Source organism: Nonomuraea sp. NPDC059194 (assembly GCF_042754765.1).
Taxonomy (GTDB): Bacteria; Actinomycetota; Actinomycetes; order Streptosporangiales; family Streptosporangiaceae; genus Nonomuraea.
In genome coordinates this window covers 85,338-103,378 of the sequence record NZ_JBHZBH010000009.1, presented here as the reverse complement: position 1 = coordinate 103,378, position 18,041 = coordinate 85,338, and the positions used below count along the sequence as shown (strand labels likewise).

Below are 18,041 nucleotides of genomic sequence, written 5' to 3'. Positions count from 1 at the left end.
TCAGGTCTTGACCGCTCCGGCGGTAAGGCCACCGGTGATGAAGCGCTGCAGGAACTGGAAGAGGACCAGTACCGGCAGCGCGCCGATCAGCGCACCGGCCGCGAAGACGCCCCAGCTCTGGCCGAGCCGGTAGGAGACGAGCTGGTAGAGGCCGACGGCGAGCGTCTGCTGGTCGGGGTCGGTCAGCACCAGACCGGCGATGACGAAGTCGTTCATGGTCGCCACGAACGAGAACAGCGCCACGACGACCAGGATGGGCCGCACGAGCGGGAGCAGCACCAGGAAGAAGACCTGGGCGTGCGAGGCGCCGTCGATCTGGGCGGAGTCGTCCAGGTCCTCGGGCACCGAGTCGAAGAAGCCCTTCATGAGGTAGGTGTTCACGCCGAGCGCGCCGCCGAGATAGACCATGACCAGGCCCAGCCTGCTCCCCAGTCCGAGCGGCGGGAACACCTCCTTGACGGCCGACAGGAGCAGGAAGATCGCGACGTAGGCCAGGACCTGGGGAAAGAGTTGGATGAACACCAGCCCGAGGAGCCCTGCCCGCCGCCCCCTGAACCGGAAGCGCGAGAAGGCGTAGGCCGCGCACGCCCCGAGGAACACCGAGCCGGCCGCGGTGGTCAGCCCGATCACCATCGAGTTGGCGAACCAGCGGGGGAAGGGATGCAGCCCGTCGGTGAACAGCGTGGCGTAATGATCCCACGTCACGGCCGCGAACAGGTCGTTCGACCCGGTCAGCGTGCCGCTGGGGTCGAGCGAGGCCGCCACCACGAACACCATCGGGAACAGCGCGACCACCGCGGCCAGCAGACCGACCACGTGCCTCCAGGCCCTCATGCCGCCTCCAGCCGCCGTGCCCTGCGGAACCCGGCCAGGGAGACCGCCGCGATCACCGCGAAGATCACGATGGACACCGCGCAGGCCAGGCCGTAGTTCCTGGAGGCGCCGCCGAAGGCCAGCTTGTAGACCAGCGAGATCAGCAGGTCGGTCGAGCCCACGTCGATCGGCGCGGCGGCGTCCCGCGGGCCGCCTCCGGTGAGCATGTAGATCACGTTGAAGTTGTTGAAGTTGAAGGCGAACGTCGCCACCAGCACGGGGGCGGTCGATGTCAGCAGCAGCGGCAGCTTGATCGACCGCAGCACCCGCCACGCCCCCGCCCCGTCCATCTGCGCGGCCTCCGCCAGCGTGGGCGGAATGGCCTGCAGGGCGCCGGTGCAGACCAGGAACATGTAAGGGAAGGCGATCCATACGTTCACCAGCAGCACGCTCAGCTTGGCCAGCCACGGATCCGACAGCCACGGGATCCGCGCGCCGCCGAGCAGCACGTCGTTGACGAACCCGTGGTCGGTGTTGAGCAGCCCCTGCCAGAGCAGCGCCGCCATGAAAGCGGGGAAGGCGTAGGGGAAGATCAACAGCGAGCGGTAGATCCGGTGACCGTCCAGGATCAGCGCGAGCGCGAGCCCGAGGCCGAAACTGAGCGCCACCGACAGGGTCGCGAACACGAACGTCCAGACGAGGACTTCCAGGAACGGCGCCCTGATCCCCGCGTCGGTGAACACGCGGGTGAAGTTCTCGGGGCCGACGAAGACCTTCCACCCGGGGCTCAGGGCGCGCCCGTCGGCGGCGGTGAAGGCGCCGTGCCCCCCGTCGCGGTACACGGTGGTCCCGTCCGTGATGCCGTCGGTCTTCGCGTCGTAGGTGAACATGGCTCTATAGAGCGTCGCGGTCACGCCGTCGGCGGTCTTGAGCGTGCCGCCGTCCGCCGGCACGCGCAGCGCCGTGATCTCCGCCTGCCTGGCGACGATCTCGCCGTACGCCAGCGGCCGCCATCCCGCCGCCGGCCGGCCGTCCACCAGGAATCCGAGCCGCCCGTCGCGCTCCATGATCCTGATTGGATACGGCCCGGCCCCCTCCACCTTCACCTCGCTGCCGGCCAGGATCGCCGCGACCGCGTCCGCCTTGGTCCCGTTGTGGCCGTCGCCGTAGTTCGTGAACGCCGCGTAACCGGTGTAGAGGACCACGTACACCTGGTAGACCAGCAGCAGCAGGACCCCCGGCGCCAGGTACTTGGCGGGCACGGCCCTCTTGCTCAGATAGATCCCGTTCACCGCGACCGTCCCTGCCAGCAGGCCGGCGAACATCCACCACGACCGCTGCGCGCCGAGTGCCACCAGCCCGTACAGGGCCAGCGCGTCCACGACCGCGAGCGGCAGCAGCCTCAGCGCGCGCTTCACGAGGAACCGATCTTGGCGCGGATCTTGTCCGCGGCCTTCCTGGTCAGCTCGCCCGGGTCGTCCTGACCCGCGATGATCGCCAGCTGGGACAGCCCCCAGTCGGCCCACACCGCGTCCATCTGCGGGACGTTGGGCGTGGGCTCGCCTTCGGCGGCGGCCCTGGCGAATCCGGTCGTGACCAGGTCGCCCGCGAGTTCCTCACCCACCGAGGTCATCGCCGGCGGACGCCCTCCGGCGGTGTGGAGCGCCCGCTGCGCCTCGGGGGTGGCCAGATAGTTGAGGAGCAGGTCGTTGGCCAGGATCGGGTTGGCGCTCTTGGCACTGATGTAGAACCCCTGCACGCCCACGAACGGCCTGGCCGGTCGGTCCCCGGCGGGAGGCACGGCGTCCACGGAGAACGGCACGCCCGCCTTGGCCACGGCGGGCACGTCCCATGGTCCGGTGACCAGGAAGGGGGTCTCGCCCTTGAGGAAGGCGCGGGTCGCGATGTCCCCGGTCAGCGAGGTGGACACCGCCTTCCGCTGGGCCAGCTTCCGCAGGTAGGCGGAGAACCGCAGCCCTCCCGCGTTGTCGATCTCCAGGTCGCCGCCGTCGCCGAACACCCGCGAGCCGAAGGAGGTCTGCAGCGCGTAGAGGTGGAACGGCGAGCCCGCCTTCGGATCGACGGGCAGGCCGACGGGAAAGACGGCCTTGCCCGCCGCCACCAGCTCCTGTCCCTTGGCCACCAGCTCGTCGAACGTCCGGGGGGCGACGGGGACCAGCTTGTTGTTGCGCAGCACGGCCACGCTCTCGATCGCGTACGGCAGGCCGTACGTCTGCCCCTGGTAGGTCATGCCGTCCAGCGCCACCTTCGAGAAGAGCGCGGACCTGGCCGACAGGTCGAGCGGGGTGACGACGCCGTTCTGCACCAGCTTGCCCAGCCAGTCATGCGGACCGACGATCACGTCGGGTCCCTGGCCCGAGGGCGCCTGGGAGACGAAGTCGTCGCGCAGGCTGCCCATCGCCTTCTGCACGATCTTGACCTTGACGCCGCGGTCCTGCTCGAACCGGGCGGCGATCCGCGCCAGCGGGGCCGCCCTGTCGTCGTCGGCCCACACGGTGAGCGTCGGGGTGGCCGCCGGCTGCTGCTCGGCCGCGCATCCGGCCAGCGCCAGGAGCGCGGCAAGGATCGGAAGGGTACGCATCGGGATTCTCCTCAGGATCCGGCGTGCGGGTCGACCTGGCCGGGATCGCTCCAGGCCGCGACGCGCACCCACACGCGCCGGTCCCCGTCGTGCCGTAGGGGGGTGCGGATGGGCAGGCCGTCGGCGTCCAGCCCGTCACGGCGCCAGCCGCGGCCGACGGTGCCGTTGAGGCCGACGCCGCGCGGCAGCCGCCACGCGCCGTGGTGGATGCCGGGCGCGACCTTGGTGGTGACCAGGCCGGAGAAGTAGACCGGCGAGTCGGATGGAGTGTCCATCGGGACGACGACCGTGACGTCGAGCAGCGCGTCGGACGCGCCGTCGACGACCGTGACCCGCTCGGTCACCTCCAGCCGGCCGGCTCTTGCGACGACCTCGGCGGTCCCGGCCTCGATGCCGGTCAGCAGGGCGTGGCCCGCGCCGGGCTTCAGCACGTGCGGCGGACGCCACGTCACGTCGGCGCTCAGCACCGAGTAGACGCAGCCGTCGGCACGCTCGCCGATGGGCGCGACATCCACGACCTCGCCGACGGCGCTGCGGCCGCCCGAGCCCGACAGCGCGACGGGCGGGCCCTCTGCTCCGAACAGGTGGAGCAGCGCGCTGCCCGCGCGCCCGGCCCAGGCGTCCTCGTGGTGCGGCGCGGAGCGCTCGTGGTGGTAGCGCAGCTCCTCGTCGGGCCGGTACCCCAGGTCGATGAGGTGCTCGACCAGCTCCCGCACCGGCCTGACCATGATCAGGCCTTCCATGCCGCCGATGTCGATCCAGATCCTGCCCGGCCCGCGCTCGTGGAAGCGGCGGAAGACAGGGGTCTCCTCCAGGGTCTGCGGGTCCACGAAGACGAGGAACGGCGACAGCACGGCGGCCAACCCGAACACGTCAGGACGGCGGAAGGCCAGGTGGTAGCTGACCAGGCCGCCCATGGAGGAGCCCATCACGGCGGTCGCGCCATGCGCGAGCAGGGCATGGTCGCGCCCGCGCCCGCTTCCGAGCCGTTCGTCGGCATCATCGTCCCGGAGCTGGACAACCCCGTCTTTCCCCTCCTCGCCGGCGCGATCGAGACGAAGCTCGGCGCCCTCGGCGTGACCGCGATGATCGGCAGCTCCACCAAGAAGGGGCCGACGGAGCTCGACTACATCGCCTCCCTGGTACGGCAGCGCATCCAGGGCCTGGTCCTGGTCTCAGGGCGGCACGCCAACCCCACTGCCGACCACGGCTTCTACTGGCAGTTGCACCAGCAGCACCTGCCAATGGTGCTGGTCGGCGGGCACGTCCCCGACCTGCCGGTCTCGACTGTGACCACCGACGAGGCGGCGGGCGCCGCGATGGCCGTGGCCCACCTGCGATCGCTCGGCCACACCCGCATCGGCCTGGCAGGCGGCCAAGGGTACCTGCGGCCCTCGCAGAACCGGCTGAACGGCTACCGCAGGGAGATGCGCAGATGGTTCGGCTCCGTCGATGACGCGCTCTACGCGGAAACCGACTACTCGCTGACGGGCGGGCACGCCGCCGCCCAACGGCTGCTGGCGGCGGGCGCGACCGCCATCGTCGCCGGCAGCGACCTCATGGCGCTCGGCGCGCTCGCCGCGGCGCGCCAGGCGGGCCTTTCCGTGCCGGGGGACGTATCCGTGATCGGGTATGACGACTCGTATCTCGCCTCGCACAGCAACCCGCCCCTGACCACCATCCACCAGCCCATCGAGCAGATGGCCGGCGCCGCGGCCAACGCGTTGTGGGAACGCCTGCAGGGATACCACACGCCCCACGTCGACCATGTCTTCCCACCCACCCTCATCGCCCGGGGTTCGACCGGCCGCGCGGGAGGCTGAGCGGGCAGGCTCGCGCCGGTCGACGCCGCCGGTGAGGTTCGCCCGGCGGATCTCGCGGCGCCGCTACCGAGACGGCAAAAACGCCCCGGACCGGGAGGGTCCGGGGCGTTCCAGCGTCACCGTGTGGAGGTCAGGCGCTCTTGCGTCGCTGTGCGCGAAGAATCGCCAGCCTCTCGTTGAGAACCTCCTCCAGGTCCTCGATGGACCGCCGCTCCAGCAGCATGTCCCAGTGTGTCCGCGGGGCCTTCGCCTTCTTGGCCTCCGGCAGCTCGCCGTCCACGCGAACCGCGGTCGCGCCGCACATGCGGCATTCCCAGGTCGCGGGGATCTCTGCCTCAGCTGCAAGCGGAACCTCGAAGCGATGTCCCTTTGAACAGGTGTAGGACACCTCCTGGCGCGGGGCCAGATCCGTGTTACGGTCGTTCTCGTAGCTGGTTGCCCCGAGTCTGGTGCCACGAAGTGCGCGCTCGCCCATGTTTTAATGCCTCCTACAGGGCCCCCATCGTGGGGGTCTGTCTCCCACGGTGTCTAACGCTTGATACCGTGAGTGGATTCCCACCCAAGGGGTGATCCAATCGCGCTTTTTGCGATGAGAGGTTACTCGGCCGGGCTTTGAGGGCCTGTCGAGATCGTCGGCGGACCAGCCGATCTCGACCGCCACACCCCGCAGCAGCGCTCTGGCCTCGGCGGTCGTGTCCTCCACCGGCCCCGTCCTTGTCGCCTGGTCGGCTTTTGACCGGCTCCATCGACTCCTCGATACGCCTCAGGCCCGCAGCGCACGGTGACGCCGTTCGAGCCCGCCATCGCGGCCCCCCTTCCAACGACCCGGGACCGGGACGCCGTTGGCGGACGTCCCGGTCCCGGGTCGAGCGGATCGGGCTCTTGTACATCAGACGGGCACACCTGGCCTCCAGGCCCCGCGATCTTCACGCCCGTCAGACGGAACGCCGACGGGCATGCCAGGTTCCGGTCCGCGTGGGCTTCGCGCTCGTCAGCCGGGGAGGCTGACGGTAGGCCTGGTTCTCGTTCGCGTGGGCTTCGCGCTCGTCAGCCGGGGAGGCCGACGGTAGGCCTGGTTCTAGGTCGCGTGGGCTTTGCCCCCGTCAGGCGGGGACGCCCGCCTTCAGCCCCGCCTTCGAGCGCCCCCGGGCCAGCGCGATCGCCAGCCACACCCCGCCGACCGCGATCAGCGCGCCGTGGGCGATGCGCACCGCGTAGATCGGCGCGAAGAACTGCGGGATGAAGAGCGCGAACCCCACCGCCAGCGGCACGGCGCTCCACGCGGGCAGTGTCCCCGAGCGCCACACGGCCACCGCGGTCATGACCGTGCCGACGCCCAGCAGCGCCAGGCCGAGCGCGAACATCGTCACCGCCAGCCCGTCGAAGCGGAATTCCGTCGCCAGCTCCATGAGCGCAGGCGTGTCGTCGCGCAGGGCGCGCTTGGCGATCACGTGCAGGCCGAAGTCCTCGGCGCCGTAGTAGGGAAGCGTCAGGCCCGCACCGATCCAGGTCACCACCGTGGCCCGCAGCGAGAGCCGGTCCTTCAGCAGCTGGTGGATCCCGAGGGCGGCAAGGCCGAGGAGGATGAACCCGATCATGGCCGCCAGGTGGCCGAACACCCACGCGGTGGTGGACATCGCGACAGCGTCGTCTCCTGACGGGCGCACGGCCGGGTAGACGAGGAAGAGAACTCCGGTGATGGCGTAGGCCGCCTGGGTGAGCTTCACGAGAACTCCATGTGGCAAACGAAGGGGAGGTGCTCTGCAGTGAGAGCAATGCTCTCGCCGAAGAGCGACGCTGTCAAGAGCGCTGCTCTCTATTGAGATTGCCGCTCCTTATGCAGGGTCGTGCTCCAAGAATCGCCGTACGAGGTGGGCGTCGAGTAGTGCCAGAGCCACCTCGTCGGTATGCGTTTCTCATATGGAGTCCTCACGCGCAGCCCTCACGCGGAGCCCCCACGTGGAGCCCATGTGGGGCCCTCACGTGCAGCCCCCACGTGGAGCCCATGTGGGGCCCTCGTGCGGGGCCCTCGTGCGGGGTCCTCGTGCGGGGTCCTCGTGCGGAGCCTCCGTGCGGGGTCCTCGTGTGGGGTCCTCGTGTGGGGTGCTCGTGCGGAGCCTCCGTGCGGGGCGCTCATGCGGGGGCCCACGCGGGGTCCTCATGCGGGGTCCTCATGTGGCGCCGGGGTCGTCGAGTGTGTCGAACTGGCGGTGTGGTTCGCGCGCCTGTAGATGCGCAGATGGCCGACTTGCGCGATCTTTGGCCCCGGAGGCCGCCCACGGGCGGTTTGTGGCGGAGCGTGGATCTTAGGCCCGCCCGTGGGTAAACGATGGTCCTGTGTGATCACCGCCCGGCCGTGGGTCGGTGATGATGCCGGAGTGCGGGCCTCGGGTGCGCCCGTAGGTCGACGTGCCTGTGAGGTTGGCGCGAGGAGCCGGCCTGTGAGGTTGGTGGGTGGAGCCGGTCTGTGAGGTTGGTGGGTGGAGTCGGGCTCTGAGGTTGGGGGAGTCGTTGGTGGCATGGGGCGGGGGCGGGGCCCTCAGCGGGTCGGGCGCGGCGACGCTCCGGTGACGAGCGGGACGAGGGTCTTGTCGCCGCTCTCGGTCATGAACACCAGTGGTCGCGTCACCGCGCCGACCAGCGCGGCGACGCCCTTCCTGCCCTGCGCTCTCGCCAGGCCGGGGCCGAGCGTGGCCATGAACCTGGTGAGGGCGGGCAGCGGGCGGATGAACATGGTGATCTCGGTGATCAGGCCGTTGTCGTCGAACCTGAGCAGCGCCGACTCCTCCATCGGGTGGCCGCCGATCGTGGTGGTGGCGGCGAGCATGCGGGTCCTGTCGTCGCCCACGTCGGTGTGATAGCGGAGCTCGCCGATGGCGGAGAACGCGACCCCGAACAGGACGCGCAGCTCGTCGCGGCCGTGGAATCCGGCCCGGGCGCTGAGCGGGGAGTGGAAGGCCACCTCGGGGGCGAGGGTGGCCATGAGGGCGTCGAGGTCCTTGTTCTCTCCGGCCTCGCGGTAGGGGAGTGCGATGCTCATCCTGACCTCCAGGGAAGGTTAGTCCTGAATGTGAACTGACGTGAGTTCACTTTAGCAACTGACTATGCTGGGGTCATGAACAGGTTCGGGGAAATGCATTGCTCGATCGCTCAAGCGGTGGGAGTGATCGGCGAGCCGTGGACACCGCTGATCCTTCGCGACCTGTTCCTGGGCGTGCGCAGGTTCGACGAGCTCGCCGAGGACCTGGGCATCTCCCGCAACCTGCTGACGGCCAGACTGGATCGGCTCGTCGGGGCGGGCGTGGTCGAGAAGCGGCCCTACCAGGAACGGCCGGTGCGCTACGAATACCACCTGGGCGAGGCGGGCCGGGAGATCGTGCCCGCGCTGATCACGTTGATGGCGTGGGGCGACAAGTGGTCGACGCCGCCCGGCGGCCCCCCTGCGCTGCTGCGGCACTCGTGCGGTGAGGTGTTCACGCCCGTGGTCGCCTGCCCCCACTGCGGCGGTGCGGCGAACGCCGACACGATCACCGTCCTTGGGGGTCCCGGTGCTGCCCAGGGCCCCGGCACGATGGTCCTGGCCGCCCACGCGTCCCGCGGCTCGAACGACCCGATGGCGCTCATGCGGCCGGAGGTTGAAGGACCCGATGGTGCTCATGCGGCCGGAGGTTGAAGGACCCGATGGTGCTCATGCGGCCGGAGGTTGAAGGACCCGATGGTGCTCATGCGGCCGGAGGCTGAAGGACCCGATGGTGCTCATGTGGCCCGGGGTTGAAGGGCGCGGCGGTGCTCATGTGGCCCGGGGCTGAGCGGCGCGGCAGTGCTCATGTAACCCGGGGGTGAGCGGCGGTGCACATGCGGCCCAGGGCTGAACGGTGTGATGGTGTCTCCGGGTCCCGGGCTGGACGGTGCGGCGGTGCCGACCGCCCATTCCGCCCGGGGCTCGACGTCAGACCTTCTCCGGCACCTCGTTGCCCGCCGCGCGGATCGCCTTGGGCAGGTTGACCGCCGCCAGCAGTACGCCCCCGACGATGAAGAAGACGACCAGCGAGAGAATGCCCATCCGGTAGCTGTCGGTCAGCTGCAGCGCGACACCCAGCGTGAACGAGCCGAGGAAGGTCGAGCCCTTGTCGCTGATCTCGTAGAGGCTGTAGTACTCGGCCTCCTTGCCCCGCGGGATCACGTGCGAGAACAGCGAGCGCGACAGCGCCTGCGTGCCGCCCATGACGATCGCGATCGCGAAGCCCAGCGCGAAGAACGCCGTGGCCGAACCCTTGGGCAGGAAGTAGGCCACGCACACCACCGCGGTCCAGGCCACCAGCGCGGCCAGCACCACCCGCTTGGCGCCGAACAGCGACGCCAGCCGGCTGAGAAGCAGCGCCCCGCCGAACGCGACGAACTGCACCATGAGGATGGCGGCGATCTGCGTTTCCTTGCCGAGCCCCAGCTCCTGGTCGGCGAACGTCGCGGAGAAGGAGATGACGGTCTGCACGCCGTCGTTGTAGAGCAGATAGGCCACCAGGAAGGCCAGCGTGAGCGGGTAGCGCCGCAGCTCCAACGCGGTCCTGCCGAGCTGGCGGAAGCTGCCCACGACCGCCTGGCCCGCCGTCTCGCCGCGCGCGGCCGCCGCGCGCCGGTTGCGCAGCCGTAGCAGCGGGATGATCGTGAACCCGCCCCACCACAGCCCGGCCGAGCTCAGCGCGATGCGCGCGGCGGTGGCTCCGTCCAGGCCGAACGACTTCGCGTTCAGGAACAGCACCAGGTGTACGGCAAGCAGCAGCCCGCCGCCGAGGTAGCCGAAGCCCCAGCCCATCCCCGACACCTTGTCGCGTTCGGCGGCCGTCGCGATGTCAGGCAGGAAGGAGTTGTAGATGACGAACGCGCAGGCGAAGCCGATGTTGGCGACCAGGAACAGCACGCCGCCCAGCAGGTAGCGCCCGTCGCTGACGAACCAGAAGCAGACGGTCGCCGCCGCGCCGAGCATGGCGAAGAAGCCCATCAGCTCCTTCTTGCGTCCCGTGTGGTCGGCCAGCGCGCCCGCGATCGGCATCAGCACGATCTGCAGCACGGCCGCCACGCCCACCACGAACGAGTAGTAGGCGCTCGGCCGTACGTCGAAGCCGAGCACGTCCACGTACGGCGCGCCGGCCGCGGCGGCCTTGGCGATATCGGTCAGGTAAGGACCGAGGAACACCGTGAGCACGGTGGTGGGGAACGCCGAGTTCGCCCAGTCGTACCAGTACCAGCCGCGCTGCTCTCGGCGGCGGGCGGCGGGGGAGTCGTCGAAGACGGCAGGGGGTGAGGGGACTGCCAAGGCAGGGCTCCTAGGCTGCGAGCTGGCCGGGGTGCCAGAGGCCGCGCCGATCGAGGACGTCGCGCAGGCCGGAGATGTTGTCGGTCATGATGCCGTCGACACCCAGGTCGAGCAGGTGGTCCATGCGCAGGGTGTCGTTGATGGTCCACACGTGGACCTGCATGCCAAGGGCGTGCGCCGTACGCACGAGGGAGCGGGTGGTGACCCGCAGCCCCCGGAAGCCGACCGGGACCTGCGCGCACGGCACGCCGGAGCGGGCCAGGCGGGCCAGGACTCGGCCGTAACCCGAGGTGGCCGCGGCGGCGCGCAGGGCGGCGACGCCGCGCGGGCCGAGCGCCGAGCAGACCTCGCGGCCCATTGCGGCGCGGGCCCTGACCAGCCGTTCGTCGGAGAAGGAGGTCAGGCAGATCCGGTCGAAGGCGTTGGTCCGCCTGATGACGGCGGCCAGCGGCTCGATCGTGCTCGCTTCCTTGACGTCGATGTTGAAGCGCGCCTGGGGGAAGGAGCCGAGCAGGTCCTCCATCAGGGGGATGTCGTGGACGCCGCCGATGCGGGCCTGCCTGACCGTCCTGTAGGGCAGCTCGACGATCTTGCCCCGGTGGTCGGTCACCCTGTCGAGCGTGTGGTCGTGGAAGGCCAGCAGCACGCCGTCGGCGGTGGCGTGGGCGTCGGTCTCCAGGTAGGTGTAGCCGAGCTCGACCGCCCGCTCGAACGCCGCGACGGTGTTCTCGTGCCCTTCGAGGGCCCCGCCGCGATGCGCGAAGGCCAGCGGGCCGGGATGATCCAGAAAGGCGAAGCGACGGCTGAACACAGGGCGAGTATGCCGGTTGTGAGCCCGGCCCGTCATGTCGCCCGGGTTACGACTCGGGCAATTTACTCCATTCCTGACGGCGGGCCTCGGACAGCGCGATCGCGGCGGCCACGCCGACGTTGAAGGAGCCCACCTTGCCGACCTGAGGGATGTAGGCGGCCAGGTCGGCGGCGTCGAGCAGGGCGGGCGAACAGCCGTGGTCCTCGCTGCCCACGACCAGGCACACGTCGCGGTCGAGGTTGGTCCTGTGCAGCGGCCTGGCCTCGCCGGTCAGCTCGATCGCGATGACGGTGTAGCCGCCGTCCTTGGCCTCGCGCACCGCGTCGAGCACGGGCACGGCGTCCTTCCAGGCCACGAGCCGGTCGGTGCCGAGCGCGGTCTTGCCCGCCTTCGGGTTGGTGGGCGGCGTGGCGTTGCCCGCCAGCCAGATCTGGTCGACGCCGAAGGCAGCGGCGCTGCGGAAGATCGAGCCGATGTTGAACGGGCCCGTCACCGACTCGATGATCATCGACAGCCGGTTCTCGGTGCTGCGACGCCACGTGCGGTTGAGCCGCTTGACATCGGTCGGGCGCAGCTGCTTTCTCATCGGGTCACCTTCAGGATTCGGTACGCGGCGCGGGAGGTGTGGCGGGTGGCCTGCCACCCCTGCTCGGACAGCCAGCGCTGCAGGGAGTCGGAGCCGAGGTGCTTCTGCACCACGAGGTATGCCACCCCGTCGGGGGTCAGCCTGGTCAGCCAGCGGGTCAGCATCTCGTGCATGGCCTGCTTGCCGATGCGGATCGCCGGGTTCGACCAGATCGCCGCGAAGCGCACGTCCTCGGGCACCTCGTCGACGTGCGCGGGCCGTACTCCGGTGAGGGCGGCGGCCTCGGCGTTGCGCCGCGTCAGCTCCAGGGAGCGGCGGTTGACGTCGACGGCCCAGACGCTCGCTCCCGGCGCGCGGGCGGCCATGGTCAGCGCGATCGGGCCGTAACCGCAGCCCAGGTCGAGCAGATTGCCCTCCTGCGGCGGCTTCGGCACGCTCTCCAGCAGGATGCGGGTGCCGAGGTCGATCCGGTCGGGGGAGAAGACGCCCCTGTCGGTCTCCAGCCGCAGGTGCAGGTCGGGCAGGACCAGGTCGACGGACGCGGGTCTGCTCGCCGCCTTCGGCTGCTCCTCGAAGTAGTGGGCCACGTGGGAAAACGTTACCGTCCTCAAGGAATGCGATGGCCCAGCAGGATCGCCGCGGCCGCCACGAGCAGGCCGGCGACGATCGCCGCGACGATGAAGTACTGGCTGATCTCCTGGCTGACGGTCTTGTACCCGAGCGAGGTGCCGATCTGGTCGTAGACCTCGCGCAGCTCGGTGCCCGACTCGGCGGCGTAGGCGCGGCCCGAGGTGCCCTCCGACAGCGACTGCAGCGTCGCCTTGTTCACCGGCACGTTCACCGGGCGGCCGTCGATCATGACGGTGCCCTCCTGCGTGCCGTACGCGATGGTCGAGACCGGCACCCGCGCCTGCTTGGCGGCGTCGACGGCCTCGTTCACCGAGCGCCCAGAGGTGTTGTCGCCGTCGGACAGCAGCACGACCGCGGCCGGCGGCGGGTCGGTGGCCGCGCGCTGGTCGAAGGAGCGGATCGACTCCAGCGAGTTGAAGACCGCCTCGCCGATCGCGGTGCCAGGCCTGGTCGTCAGGTTCGCCAGCGCGGTCACGACCGCCTGGTGGTCGGTGGTGGGGGAGACGACCACGTTGGCGGAGCGGGCGAAGGACACCAGGCCCACGTTGAAGCGCTCGGGCAGAGCGCGTACGAACGACTGCGCGGCGCTCTTGGCGGCGGCGATGCGGCTGGGCTGCACGTCGTCGGCGTCCATCGACAGCGACACGTCGAGCGCCACGATGATCGTGGCCCTGTCGCGCGGTACGCGCACCTGGTCGGCGGGCCTGGCCGCGCCGACGACCAGCAGCGCCATCATGATGAGGAACAGCAGGGGGGCGACGTGCCGCCGCCATCCTGGAGCGCTGGGCGCGACCAGCGACAGCAGCGCCAGGTTGGTGAAGCGCACCGTGTAGCGGCGCCGCCTGAACTGCGCGGCCACGTACACCGCGACCACCAGCGCCACCAGGACGAACAGCCACAGATAGCTCGGCGCGAGGAACGTCACGAACCCTCCCGTGCCGGGGTACGTGCCCGGATGCGTGCCTGAGTGCCTGCCGCGCGGTTCTCGCTCACGTCCCCGCCCTCCGGTGTGCCACGTGCGTCATGCGCCGCTGGCGTAGCGCGAACTGCGCGATGTCCGCCACCCAGTCCCGGTCCGTGCGCAGCACCAGGTGGGCCACCCCGGCCCTGCGCAGCGCGGCCCGGGTGCCCTCCCGCTGCAGGGCCGCCGCCTCGGCGTAGGCGGCGCGCACCCGCGGCGAAAGGTGTACGTCGCTTACGTGCCCAGTCTCCGGGTCTGTGAACGCGACGGCACCGACGTCCGGAAGTTCCAGTTCGCGGGGATCCAGGACCTCCACGGCGAGCACCTGGTGCCGGGCGGCCAGCCGCCGCATCGGCCGCTCCCACTCGCGTTCGGCGTCGGGGTCCAGGCTCGGGCGGGCGTCGATGAAGTCGGAGACCACCACCCGCAGCCCGTGCCGCCTGCGCATGGCCGCCAGCACGTCGATGCCCTCCGCCAGATCAGGAGCATCGGGTACGGCCCGGCCGCGCGGCGCGTCGAGCAGCGAGTGCAGCAGGCCGTACAGGGCGGGACGGCCGGTCCTGGCGGGCATCCGGTGCAGCGCGTCGTCGTGCAGCACCAGCGCCCCGAACCGGTCGCCCATCCTGCTGGCCAGGAACCCGATCGCGCCGATCGCCGAGACCACCAGGTCGCGCTTGTCGGTCTCGGCGGTGCCGAAGTCCATGCTGGGCGACAGGTCCGCCAGTGCCCACGTCTCCAGCTCCCTGTCGGAGATCAGGTCGCGCACATGCGGGATCGTCGTGCGGGCGGTCACCGCCCAGTCCATCCGCCGCACGTCGTCCTCACCCGGCACGTACACGCGGCTGTCGCCGGCCTCGCTGCCCGGACCCGGCAGCAGGCCCGCGTGCTGCCCGTGCAGCAGGCCGTCCAGTCTCCTGGTGATCGTCAGCTCGAGCCTGCGCAGCGCCTGCTCGGCCTGGTTGGTCACGGCGCGCTCACCTGTTCTGGTTCCAGACCACGAGCGGCGGCGGCACGGAGTGCAGGATCTGCCTGATCACCTGCTCGGGATCGACGCCGTCGGCCAGGGCGTCGAAGGTGAGCATGAGCCGGTGGCCCATCACGTCCACCGCCACGTCGCGCACGTCGTCGGGCAGCAGGTAGTCGCGCCCGCGCAGCACCGCCAGCCCCCGGCCGGCGGCGACCAGGCCGAGCGTGGCGCGGGGGCTGACGCCGATCTCGATCGTGTCGGCCAGATCCGGCATGCCGTACTCGGCGGGCGAGCGGGTGGCCATCACCAGGCGCACCACGTAGTCGGCGACCAGCTGGTGCACCGAGACCTGCTCGGCCTGCTGCTGCAGCACCAGCAGCCGCTCGGGGTCGAGGATCCGCTCGGGCACCGGAGGGGCGACGCTCATCCGGTGCAGGATCTCCAGCTCCTCGTGGGCGCTCGGATGCGGCACCCTGACCCTGAACAGGAACCGGTCGCGCTGCACCTCCGGCAGCGGGTAGACGCCCTCCGACTCGATCGGGTTCTGCGTGGCCAGCACGATGAACGGCCTGGGCAGCGGATGCGTGACGCCCGCCAGCGTCACCTGGCGCTCGGCCATCACCTCCAGCAGTGCCGACTGCACCTTCGCCGGAGCGCGGTTGATCTCGTCGGCGAGCAGGAAGTTGACGAACACCGGGCCGAGCTCGATGTCGAACTGCTCGCTCGACGGGTGGTAGACGCGCGTGCCGACGATGTCGCTCGGCACCAGATCGGGGGTGAACTGGATGCGGGCGAACGTCCCGCCCACCACCGTCGCCAGCGTGGCGGCGGCCAGCGTCTTGGCCACCCCCGGCACGCCTTCGAGCAGGCAGTGGCCGCGCGCCAGCAGCGCGACCACCAGGCGCTCGACCATGTGGTCCTGCCCGACGATGACACGCCGGACCTCCTCAAGGGTCTGACGCAGCACGGCCGCGTCGGTGACCGTCGACAGCTCTTCGGCAGTGCTCATGTGTGCTATTCCACCAAACAAGGCTTATGGGTGCACGACCCGGCACGCCGGGTATACGTGCTTTGATGACTCGCATGGCCGTTCCGCTGCAGTACGGTGACCCGCCGCGCCTCGGAGGGTTCGCCGTACAGGCCAGGCTGTCCACCGCACCGGCCGGCCTGGTCTACCTCGGTCAGGCGGCCGACGGCAGGGCGGTGTCGATCGCGCTGCTCACCAGAGGGGCGGCGCTCGACCCTTCGGCGCGCGACCGGTTCGTGACGGCGATCCGCGCGGCCTCGGGAGTACGCGGTTGGGTCGCGCGCGCCAGGAACAAGACCACGGTGTTCGACGGGCCGCAGGTGATCGCCGCCGAGCTGGGGCAGGCGCCGTGGGTGGCGGTGCCGTACGTCCCAGGACGGCCGGGAGCCGAGCGCTTCCTCGAACCCGTGCTGGTGGGCGGCACGCTGATCGGCGAGGTGCACGGGCCCGACTTCGTGCCGTACTGGCTGGCCGACCGGGCGCCCGCCCTGCCCGCGCCGCCGCGACCGCGCCCGCCGCTCACGGAGACGCGGACCAGGGTGCTGGTGGCGGCGGGGGTGTTGGCGCTGCTGCTGGTGCTGGGAGCGGTGATCGCGCTGTTGCTGTTCGGCGGGGACGACGACAGCTCGCCGATGCCGCGACCGCTGCCGCCGACGCAGATCGTCCCGAGCCCGCCGCCGGTGCCCGTCTCACCCGAGCCGCAGGAACCCCAGCCGAGCCCCTCGCCCGGTGACACGGGCGGAAGCACGCCGGGCCAGACGCCCGGCGACGACACCGGGGAAGAGAACCCGATCTGACGCCGCGTCCGAAGCTCGGCCATGTTGTGCGCGAGCAGCGGCAGCCCTCGTCCGGTGCGCTGCCGACGTGCGCACCACGTGTGTGGCCGCCCTGCGCGCCACGTGTGCGGCCGATGCCCTCACACCCGACAAGACCGACCTCAAGGCGGGGGTCGCCAAGTAGACGAGGCCGCCTCGGTCAGGCCGGGCGGATTCTGGGGGGATCTGTCGGGTCGCCGCGCCGGATCTGATCCGTCCGCTGGTGCGTCTGCTGCTCCGGGTCCGGTCTGTCTGTTCCGGGTCCGGTCCGTCTGCTGCGGGGGTCTGGCCTCTCTCCTGCGCGGGGTCTGGCCTGTCTGCTGCGTGGGACCTGGCCTGGCCTGTCGGCTGCGCTGGATCGGGTGGCTGCTGTGTCGGGATCGGGGTGCGGCTGCCGCGCGGCCGGGGTCAGGCGAACTGCTGCCAGCCGAGCCTGGCGACCATCGCCACCACCACGCACAGCAGCACGACCCGGACGAACCCGGTGCCGCGTTTGAGCGCCATGCGCGCGCCCACCTGGGCACCCGCGATGTTGCAGGCCGCCATGCCGAGCCCCAGCGCCCACAGCAGGTGGCCCTGGTAGCCGAAGACCAGCAGGGCGCCCAGGTTCGTGCCGGTGTTGATGATCTTCGCGGTGGCCGACGCGTGGACGAAGTCGAGCCCGAGGATCGTGGTGAACGCGATGATCAGGAACGTGCCCGTGCCCGGACCCATGATGCCGTCGTAGAACGCGATCAGCACCCCCGCCGCCACGACGGCCGCGCCCACCCTCGCGCGGGTACGCAGGTGGGGCTGGGGGAGCGCGCCGAAGGACGGGCGCAGGGTGACGAAGGCCGCCACCCCGAGCAGGACGACCATGACGAGCGGTCGCAGCACCTCGGAGGAGATGGCCGCGGCCGCCGACGCTCCCAGCCCTGCGCTCAGTACGGCCAGCGCACCCGCGGGGACGGCCACCTCGCGGTCGAGCTTGGTGGTGCGCGCGTAGGTGACGGCGGCGGAGGCGGTGCCGAAGATGGCGGCCAGCTTGTTGGTGGCGATCGCCTGAACGGTCGGGACGCCCGCGACCATGAGGGCGGGAAGCTGGAGGAGCCCACCGCCGCCGACGACGGCGTCGATCCAGCCCGCTCCCGCGGCGGCCACCAGAAGCACGACCACCTGTTCCAGGGACACGCCCGCCACTCCCCCCGCTTACGCCACAAAACGCAAAGCAGGCTACATGTCCTGACATTTCCCACCCGTTCGCGGGTCCCGCCGTCCCGCGGGTCCCGCTCTCCCCGGGTCCCGTCCTCCCGTGGGTCCCGTCCGCCCACGGGTCCCGCCCTTTCGCGGCTCCACCGGCTCCTACCGGCCTGAGCGGTACTTTCACGGGCGAACTGGGGATCGATCCGCTCTCCCGGGCCGCCCGACCCGCGTGGCGCACGGCTCTCGCGGCTCGGGCTGTCTGCTCCGGGTGGCAGGCGATCCCCTCGGACCTCGGGTCGCCGCGTGGCGGGGGATCGAGCCGCGCTCTCTTGGATGGTTGACCCCGCCGCTGGGCGGTCATCTCCGGATGAGGGCCGCCGACCCGCGTGGCGGGGGATCGAGCCGCGCCCTCTTGGATGGTTGACGCCGCCGCTGGGGCGTCATCTCGGGATCGGGGCCGCCGATCCGCGTTGTGGGAGATCGAGTCGCATCCTCCCGGCTCCGCCAACC

Annotated in this window: 18 protein-coding genes; 3 read left to right on the top strand and 15 right to left on the bottom strand. The window is 70.8% G+C overall.

All coding sequences use genetic code 11. The features are described from left to right. The 4 genes from ACFXJ8_RS14580 to ACFXJ8_RS14565 are packed head-to-tail and all read right to left on the bottom strand — an operon-like array spanning position 1 to position 4,344. Positions 1-834 (bottom strand): sugar ABC transporter permease, encoded by an 834-nt coding sequence (locus tag ACFXJ8_RS14580; RefSeq protein ID WP_379644367.1) that lies wholly within the window; start codon positions 832-834, stop codon positions 1-3. Then, positions 831-2,231, bottom strand: a complete 1,401-nt coding sequence (locus ACFXJ8_RS14575; RefSeq protein WP_379644366.1) for an ABC transporter permease subunit — start codon at positions 2,229-2,231, stop codon at positions 831-833. The genes ACFXJ8_RS14580 and ACFXJ8_RS14575 overlap by 4 nt, the downstream gene beginning before the upstream one ends. Beyond that, the gene (locus ACFXJ8_RS14570; RefSeq protein WP_379644365.1) at positions 2,228-3,415 is read right to left on the bottom strand and encodes an extracellular solute-binding protein; all 1,188 of its coding nucleotides are present in this window, start codon (positions 3,413-3,415) and stop codon (positions 2,228-2,230) included. Before ACFXJ8_RS14570 ends, ACFXJ8_RS14575 begins: the two co-directional genes overlap by 4 nt. Before the next feature lie 11 nt (positions 3,416-3,426). Next, positions 3,427-4,344, bottom strand: a complete 918-nt coding sequence (locus ACFXJ8_RS14565; RefSeq protein WP_379644468.1) for an alpha/beta hydrolase-fold protein — start codon at positions 4,342-4,344, stop codon at positions 3,427-3,429. Positions 4,345-4,359: 15 nt separating this feature from the next. On the opposite strand from ACFXJ8_RS14565, the gene ACFXJ8_RS14560 reads away from it, so the two are divergent. Beyond that, complete coding sequence (locus ACFXJ8_RS14560; RefSeq protein ID WP_379644364.1) at positions 4,360-5,238, top strand: substrate-binding domain-containing protein; 879 nt, start codon at positions 4,360-4,362, stop codon at positions 5,236-5,238. Between the two features lie 130 nt (positions 5,239-5,368). Here the strand turns inward: ACFXJ8_RS14560 and ACFXJ8_RS14555 are convergent, their stop codons facing one another. The 3 genes from ACFXJ8_RS14555 to ACFXJ8_RS14545 form a co-directional block, all read right to left on the bottom strand. Beyond that, on the bottom strand, positions 5,369-5,713 hold the full coding sequence (locus ACFXJ8_RS14555) for an RNA polymerase-binding protein RbpA (protein WP_379644363.1): 345 nt from the start codon (positions 5,711-5,713) through the stop codon (positions 5,369-5,371). A gap of 628 nt (positions 5,714-6,341) precedes the next feature. Continuing rightward, on the bottom strand, positions 6,342-6,965 hold the full coding sequence (locus ACFXJ8_RS14550) for a hypothetical protein (protein WP_379644362.1): 624 nt from the start codon (positions 6,963-6,965) through the stop codon (positions 6,342-6,344). Positions 6,966-7,777: 812 nt separating this feature from the next. Then, on the bottom strand, positions 7,778-8,278 hold the full coding sequence (locus tag ACFXJ8_RS14545; RefSeq protein ID WP_379644361.1) for a nuclear transport factor 2 family protein: 501 nt from the start codon (positions 8,276-8,278) through the stop codon (positions 7,778-7,780). 75 nt (positions 8,279-8,353) lie between these two features. Here ACFXJ8_RS14545 and ACFXJ8_RS14540 point away from each other — a divergent pair, with 75 nt between their 5' ends. After that, positions 8,354-8,911: a winged helix-turn-helix transcriptional regulator gene (locus ACFXJ8_RS14540; protein ID WP_379644360.1), complete on the top strand. Its 558-nt coding sequence runs from the start codon at positions 8,354-8,356 to the stop codon at positions 8,909-8,911. Positions 8,912-9,187: 276 nt separating this feature from the next. Here the strand turns inward: ACFXJ8_RS14540 and ACFXJ8_RS14535 are convergent, their stop codons facing one another. The 7 genes from ACFXJ8_RS14535 to ACFXJ8_RS14505 form a co-directional block, all read right to left on the bottom strand. Then, entirely contained in the window at positions 9,188-10,552 is a 1,365-nt protein-coding gene (locus ACFXJ8_RS14535) for an MFS transporter (RefSeq protein ID WP_379644359.1), read from the bottom strand. 10 nt (positions 10,553-10,562) lie between these two features. After that, a complete protein-coding gene (locus ACFXJ8_RS14530; protein ID WP_379644358.1) occupies positions 10,563-11,399 on the bottom strand; it encodes a glycerophosphodiester phosphodiesterase family protein in 837 nt (278 codons plus the stop codon). A gap of 10 nt (positions 11,400-11,409) precedes the next feature. Continuing rightward, positions 11,410-11,949 (bottom strand): TrmH family RNA methyltransferase, encoded by a 540-nt coding sequence (locus ACFXJ8_RS14525; RefSeq protein ID WP_379644357.1) that lies wholly within the window; start codon positions 11,947-11,949, stop codon positions 11,410-11,412. Beyond that, on the bottom strand, positions 11,946-12,536 hold the full coding sequence (locus ACFXJ8_RS14520; protein ID WP_379644356.1) for a class I SAM-dependent methyltransferase: 591 nt from the start codon (positions 12,534-12,536) through the stop codon (positions 11,946-11,948). The genes ACFXJ8_RS14525 and ACFXJ8_RS14520 overlap by 4 nt, the downstream gene beginning before the upstream one ends. Positions 12,537-12,556: 20 nt before the next feature. Further along, complete coding sequence (locus ACFXJ8_RS14515) at positions 12,557-13,504, bottom strand: VWA domain-containing protein (RefSeq protein WP_379644355.1); 948 nt, start codon at positions 13,502-13,504, stop codon at positions 12,557-12,559. Between the two features lie 64 nt (positions 13,505-13,568). Beyond that, positions 13,569-14,507: a DUF58 domain-containing protein gene (locus ACFXJ8_RS14510; protein WP_379644354.1), complete on the bottom strand. Its 939-nt coding sequence runs from the start codon at positions 14,505-14,507 to the stop codon at positions 13,569-13,571. A gap of 7 nt (positions 14,508-14,514) precedes the next feature. Then, positions 14,515-15,516 carry an AAA family ATPase gene (locus ACFXJ8_RS14505; RefSeq protein WP_379644353.1) on the bottom strand — a complete coding sequence of 334 codons (1,002 nt, stop codon included), beginning with the start codon at positions 15,514-15,516 and terminating at the stop codon, positions 14,515-14,517. Positions 15,517-15,590: 74 nt separating this feature from the next. On the opposite strand from ACFXJ8_RS14505, the gene ACFXJ8_RS14500 reads away from it, so the two are divergent. Then, on the top strand, positions 15,591-16,331 hold the full coding sequence (locus ACFXJ8_RS14500; RefSeq protein ID WP_379644352.1) for a hypothetical protein: 741 nt from the start codon (positions 15,591-15,593) through the stop codon (positions 16,329-16,331). Positions 16,332-16,757: 426 nt separating this feature from the next. Here the strand turns inward: ACFXJ8_RS14500 and ACFXJ8_RS14495 are convergent, their stop codons facing one another. Beyond that, positions 16,758-17,519 carry a TSUP family transporter gene (locus ACFXJ8_RS14495; protein ID WP_379644351.1) on the bottom strand — a complete coding sequence of 254 codons (762 nt, stop codon included), beginning with the start codon at positions 17,517-17,519 and terminating at the stop codon, positions 16,758-16,760. Positions 17,520-18,041: the final 522 nt, after the last annotated feature.

Bases quoted from the DNA above. Each gene is read 5' to 3' on its own strand.
- ACFXJ8_RS14560 (WP_379644364.1), top strand. From the start codon at position 4,360: ATGCGCGAGCAGGGCATGGTCGCGCCCGCGCCCGCTTCCGAGCCGTTC.
- ACFXJ8_RS14555 (WP_379644363.1), bottom strand. From the start codon at position 5,713: ATGGGCGAGCGCGCACTTCGTGGCACCAGACTCGGGGCAACCAGCTAC.
- ACFXJ8_RS14530 (WP_379644358.1), bottom strand. From the start codon at position 11,399: ATGACGGGCCGGGCTCACAACCGGCATACTCGCCCTGTGTTCAGCCGT.
- ACFXJ8_RS14565 (WP_379644468.1), bottom strand. From the start codon at position 4,344: ATGGGCTCCTCCATGGGCGGCCTGGTCAGCTACCACCTGGCCTTCCGC.
- ACFXJ8_RS14580 (WP_379644367.1), bottom strand. From the start codon at position 834: ATGAGGGCCTGGAGGCACGTGGTCGGTCTGCTGGCCGCGGTGGTCGCG.
- ACFXJ8_RS14500 (WP_379644352.1), top strand. From the start codon at position 15,591: ATGGCCGTTCCGCTGCAGTACGGTGACCCGCCGCGCCTCGGAGGGTTC.
- ACFXJ8_RS14540 (WP_379644360.1), top strand. From the start codon at position 8,354: ATGAACAGGTTCGGGGAAATGCATTGCTCGATCGCTCAAGCGGTGGGA.
- ACFXJ8_RS14545 (WP_379644361.1), bottom strand. From the start codon at position 8,278: ATGAGCATCGCACTCCCCTACCGCGAGGCCGGAGAGAACAAGGACCTC.
- ACFXJ8_RS14525 (WP_379644357.1), bottom strand. From the start codon at position 11,949: ATGAGAAAGCAGCTGCGCCCGACCGATGTCAAGCGGCTCAACCGCACG.
- ACFXJ8_RS14505 (WP_379644353.1), bottom strand. From the start codon at position 15,516: ATGAGCACTGCCGAAGAGCTGTCGACGGTCACCGACGCGGCCGTGCTG.
- ACFXJ8_RS14570 (WP_379644365.1), bottom strand. From the start codon at position 3,415: ATGCGTACCCTTCCGATCCTTGCCGCGCTCCTGGCGCTGGCCGGATGC.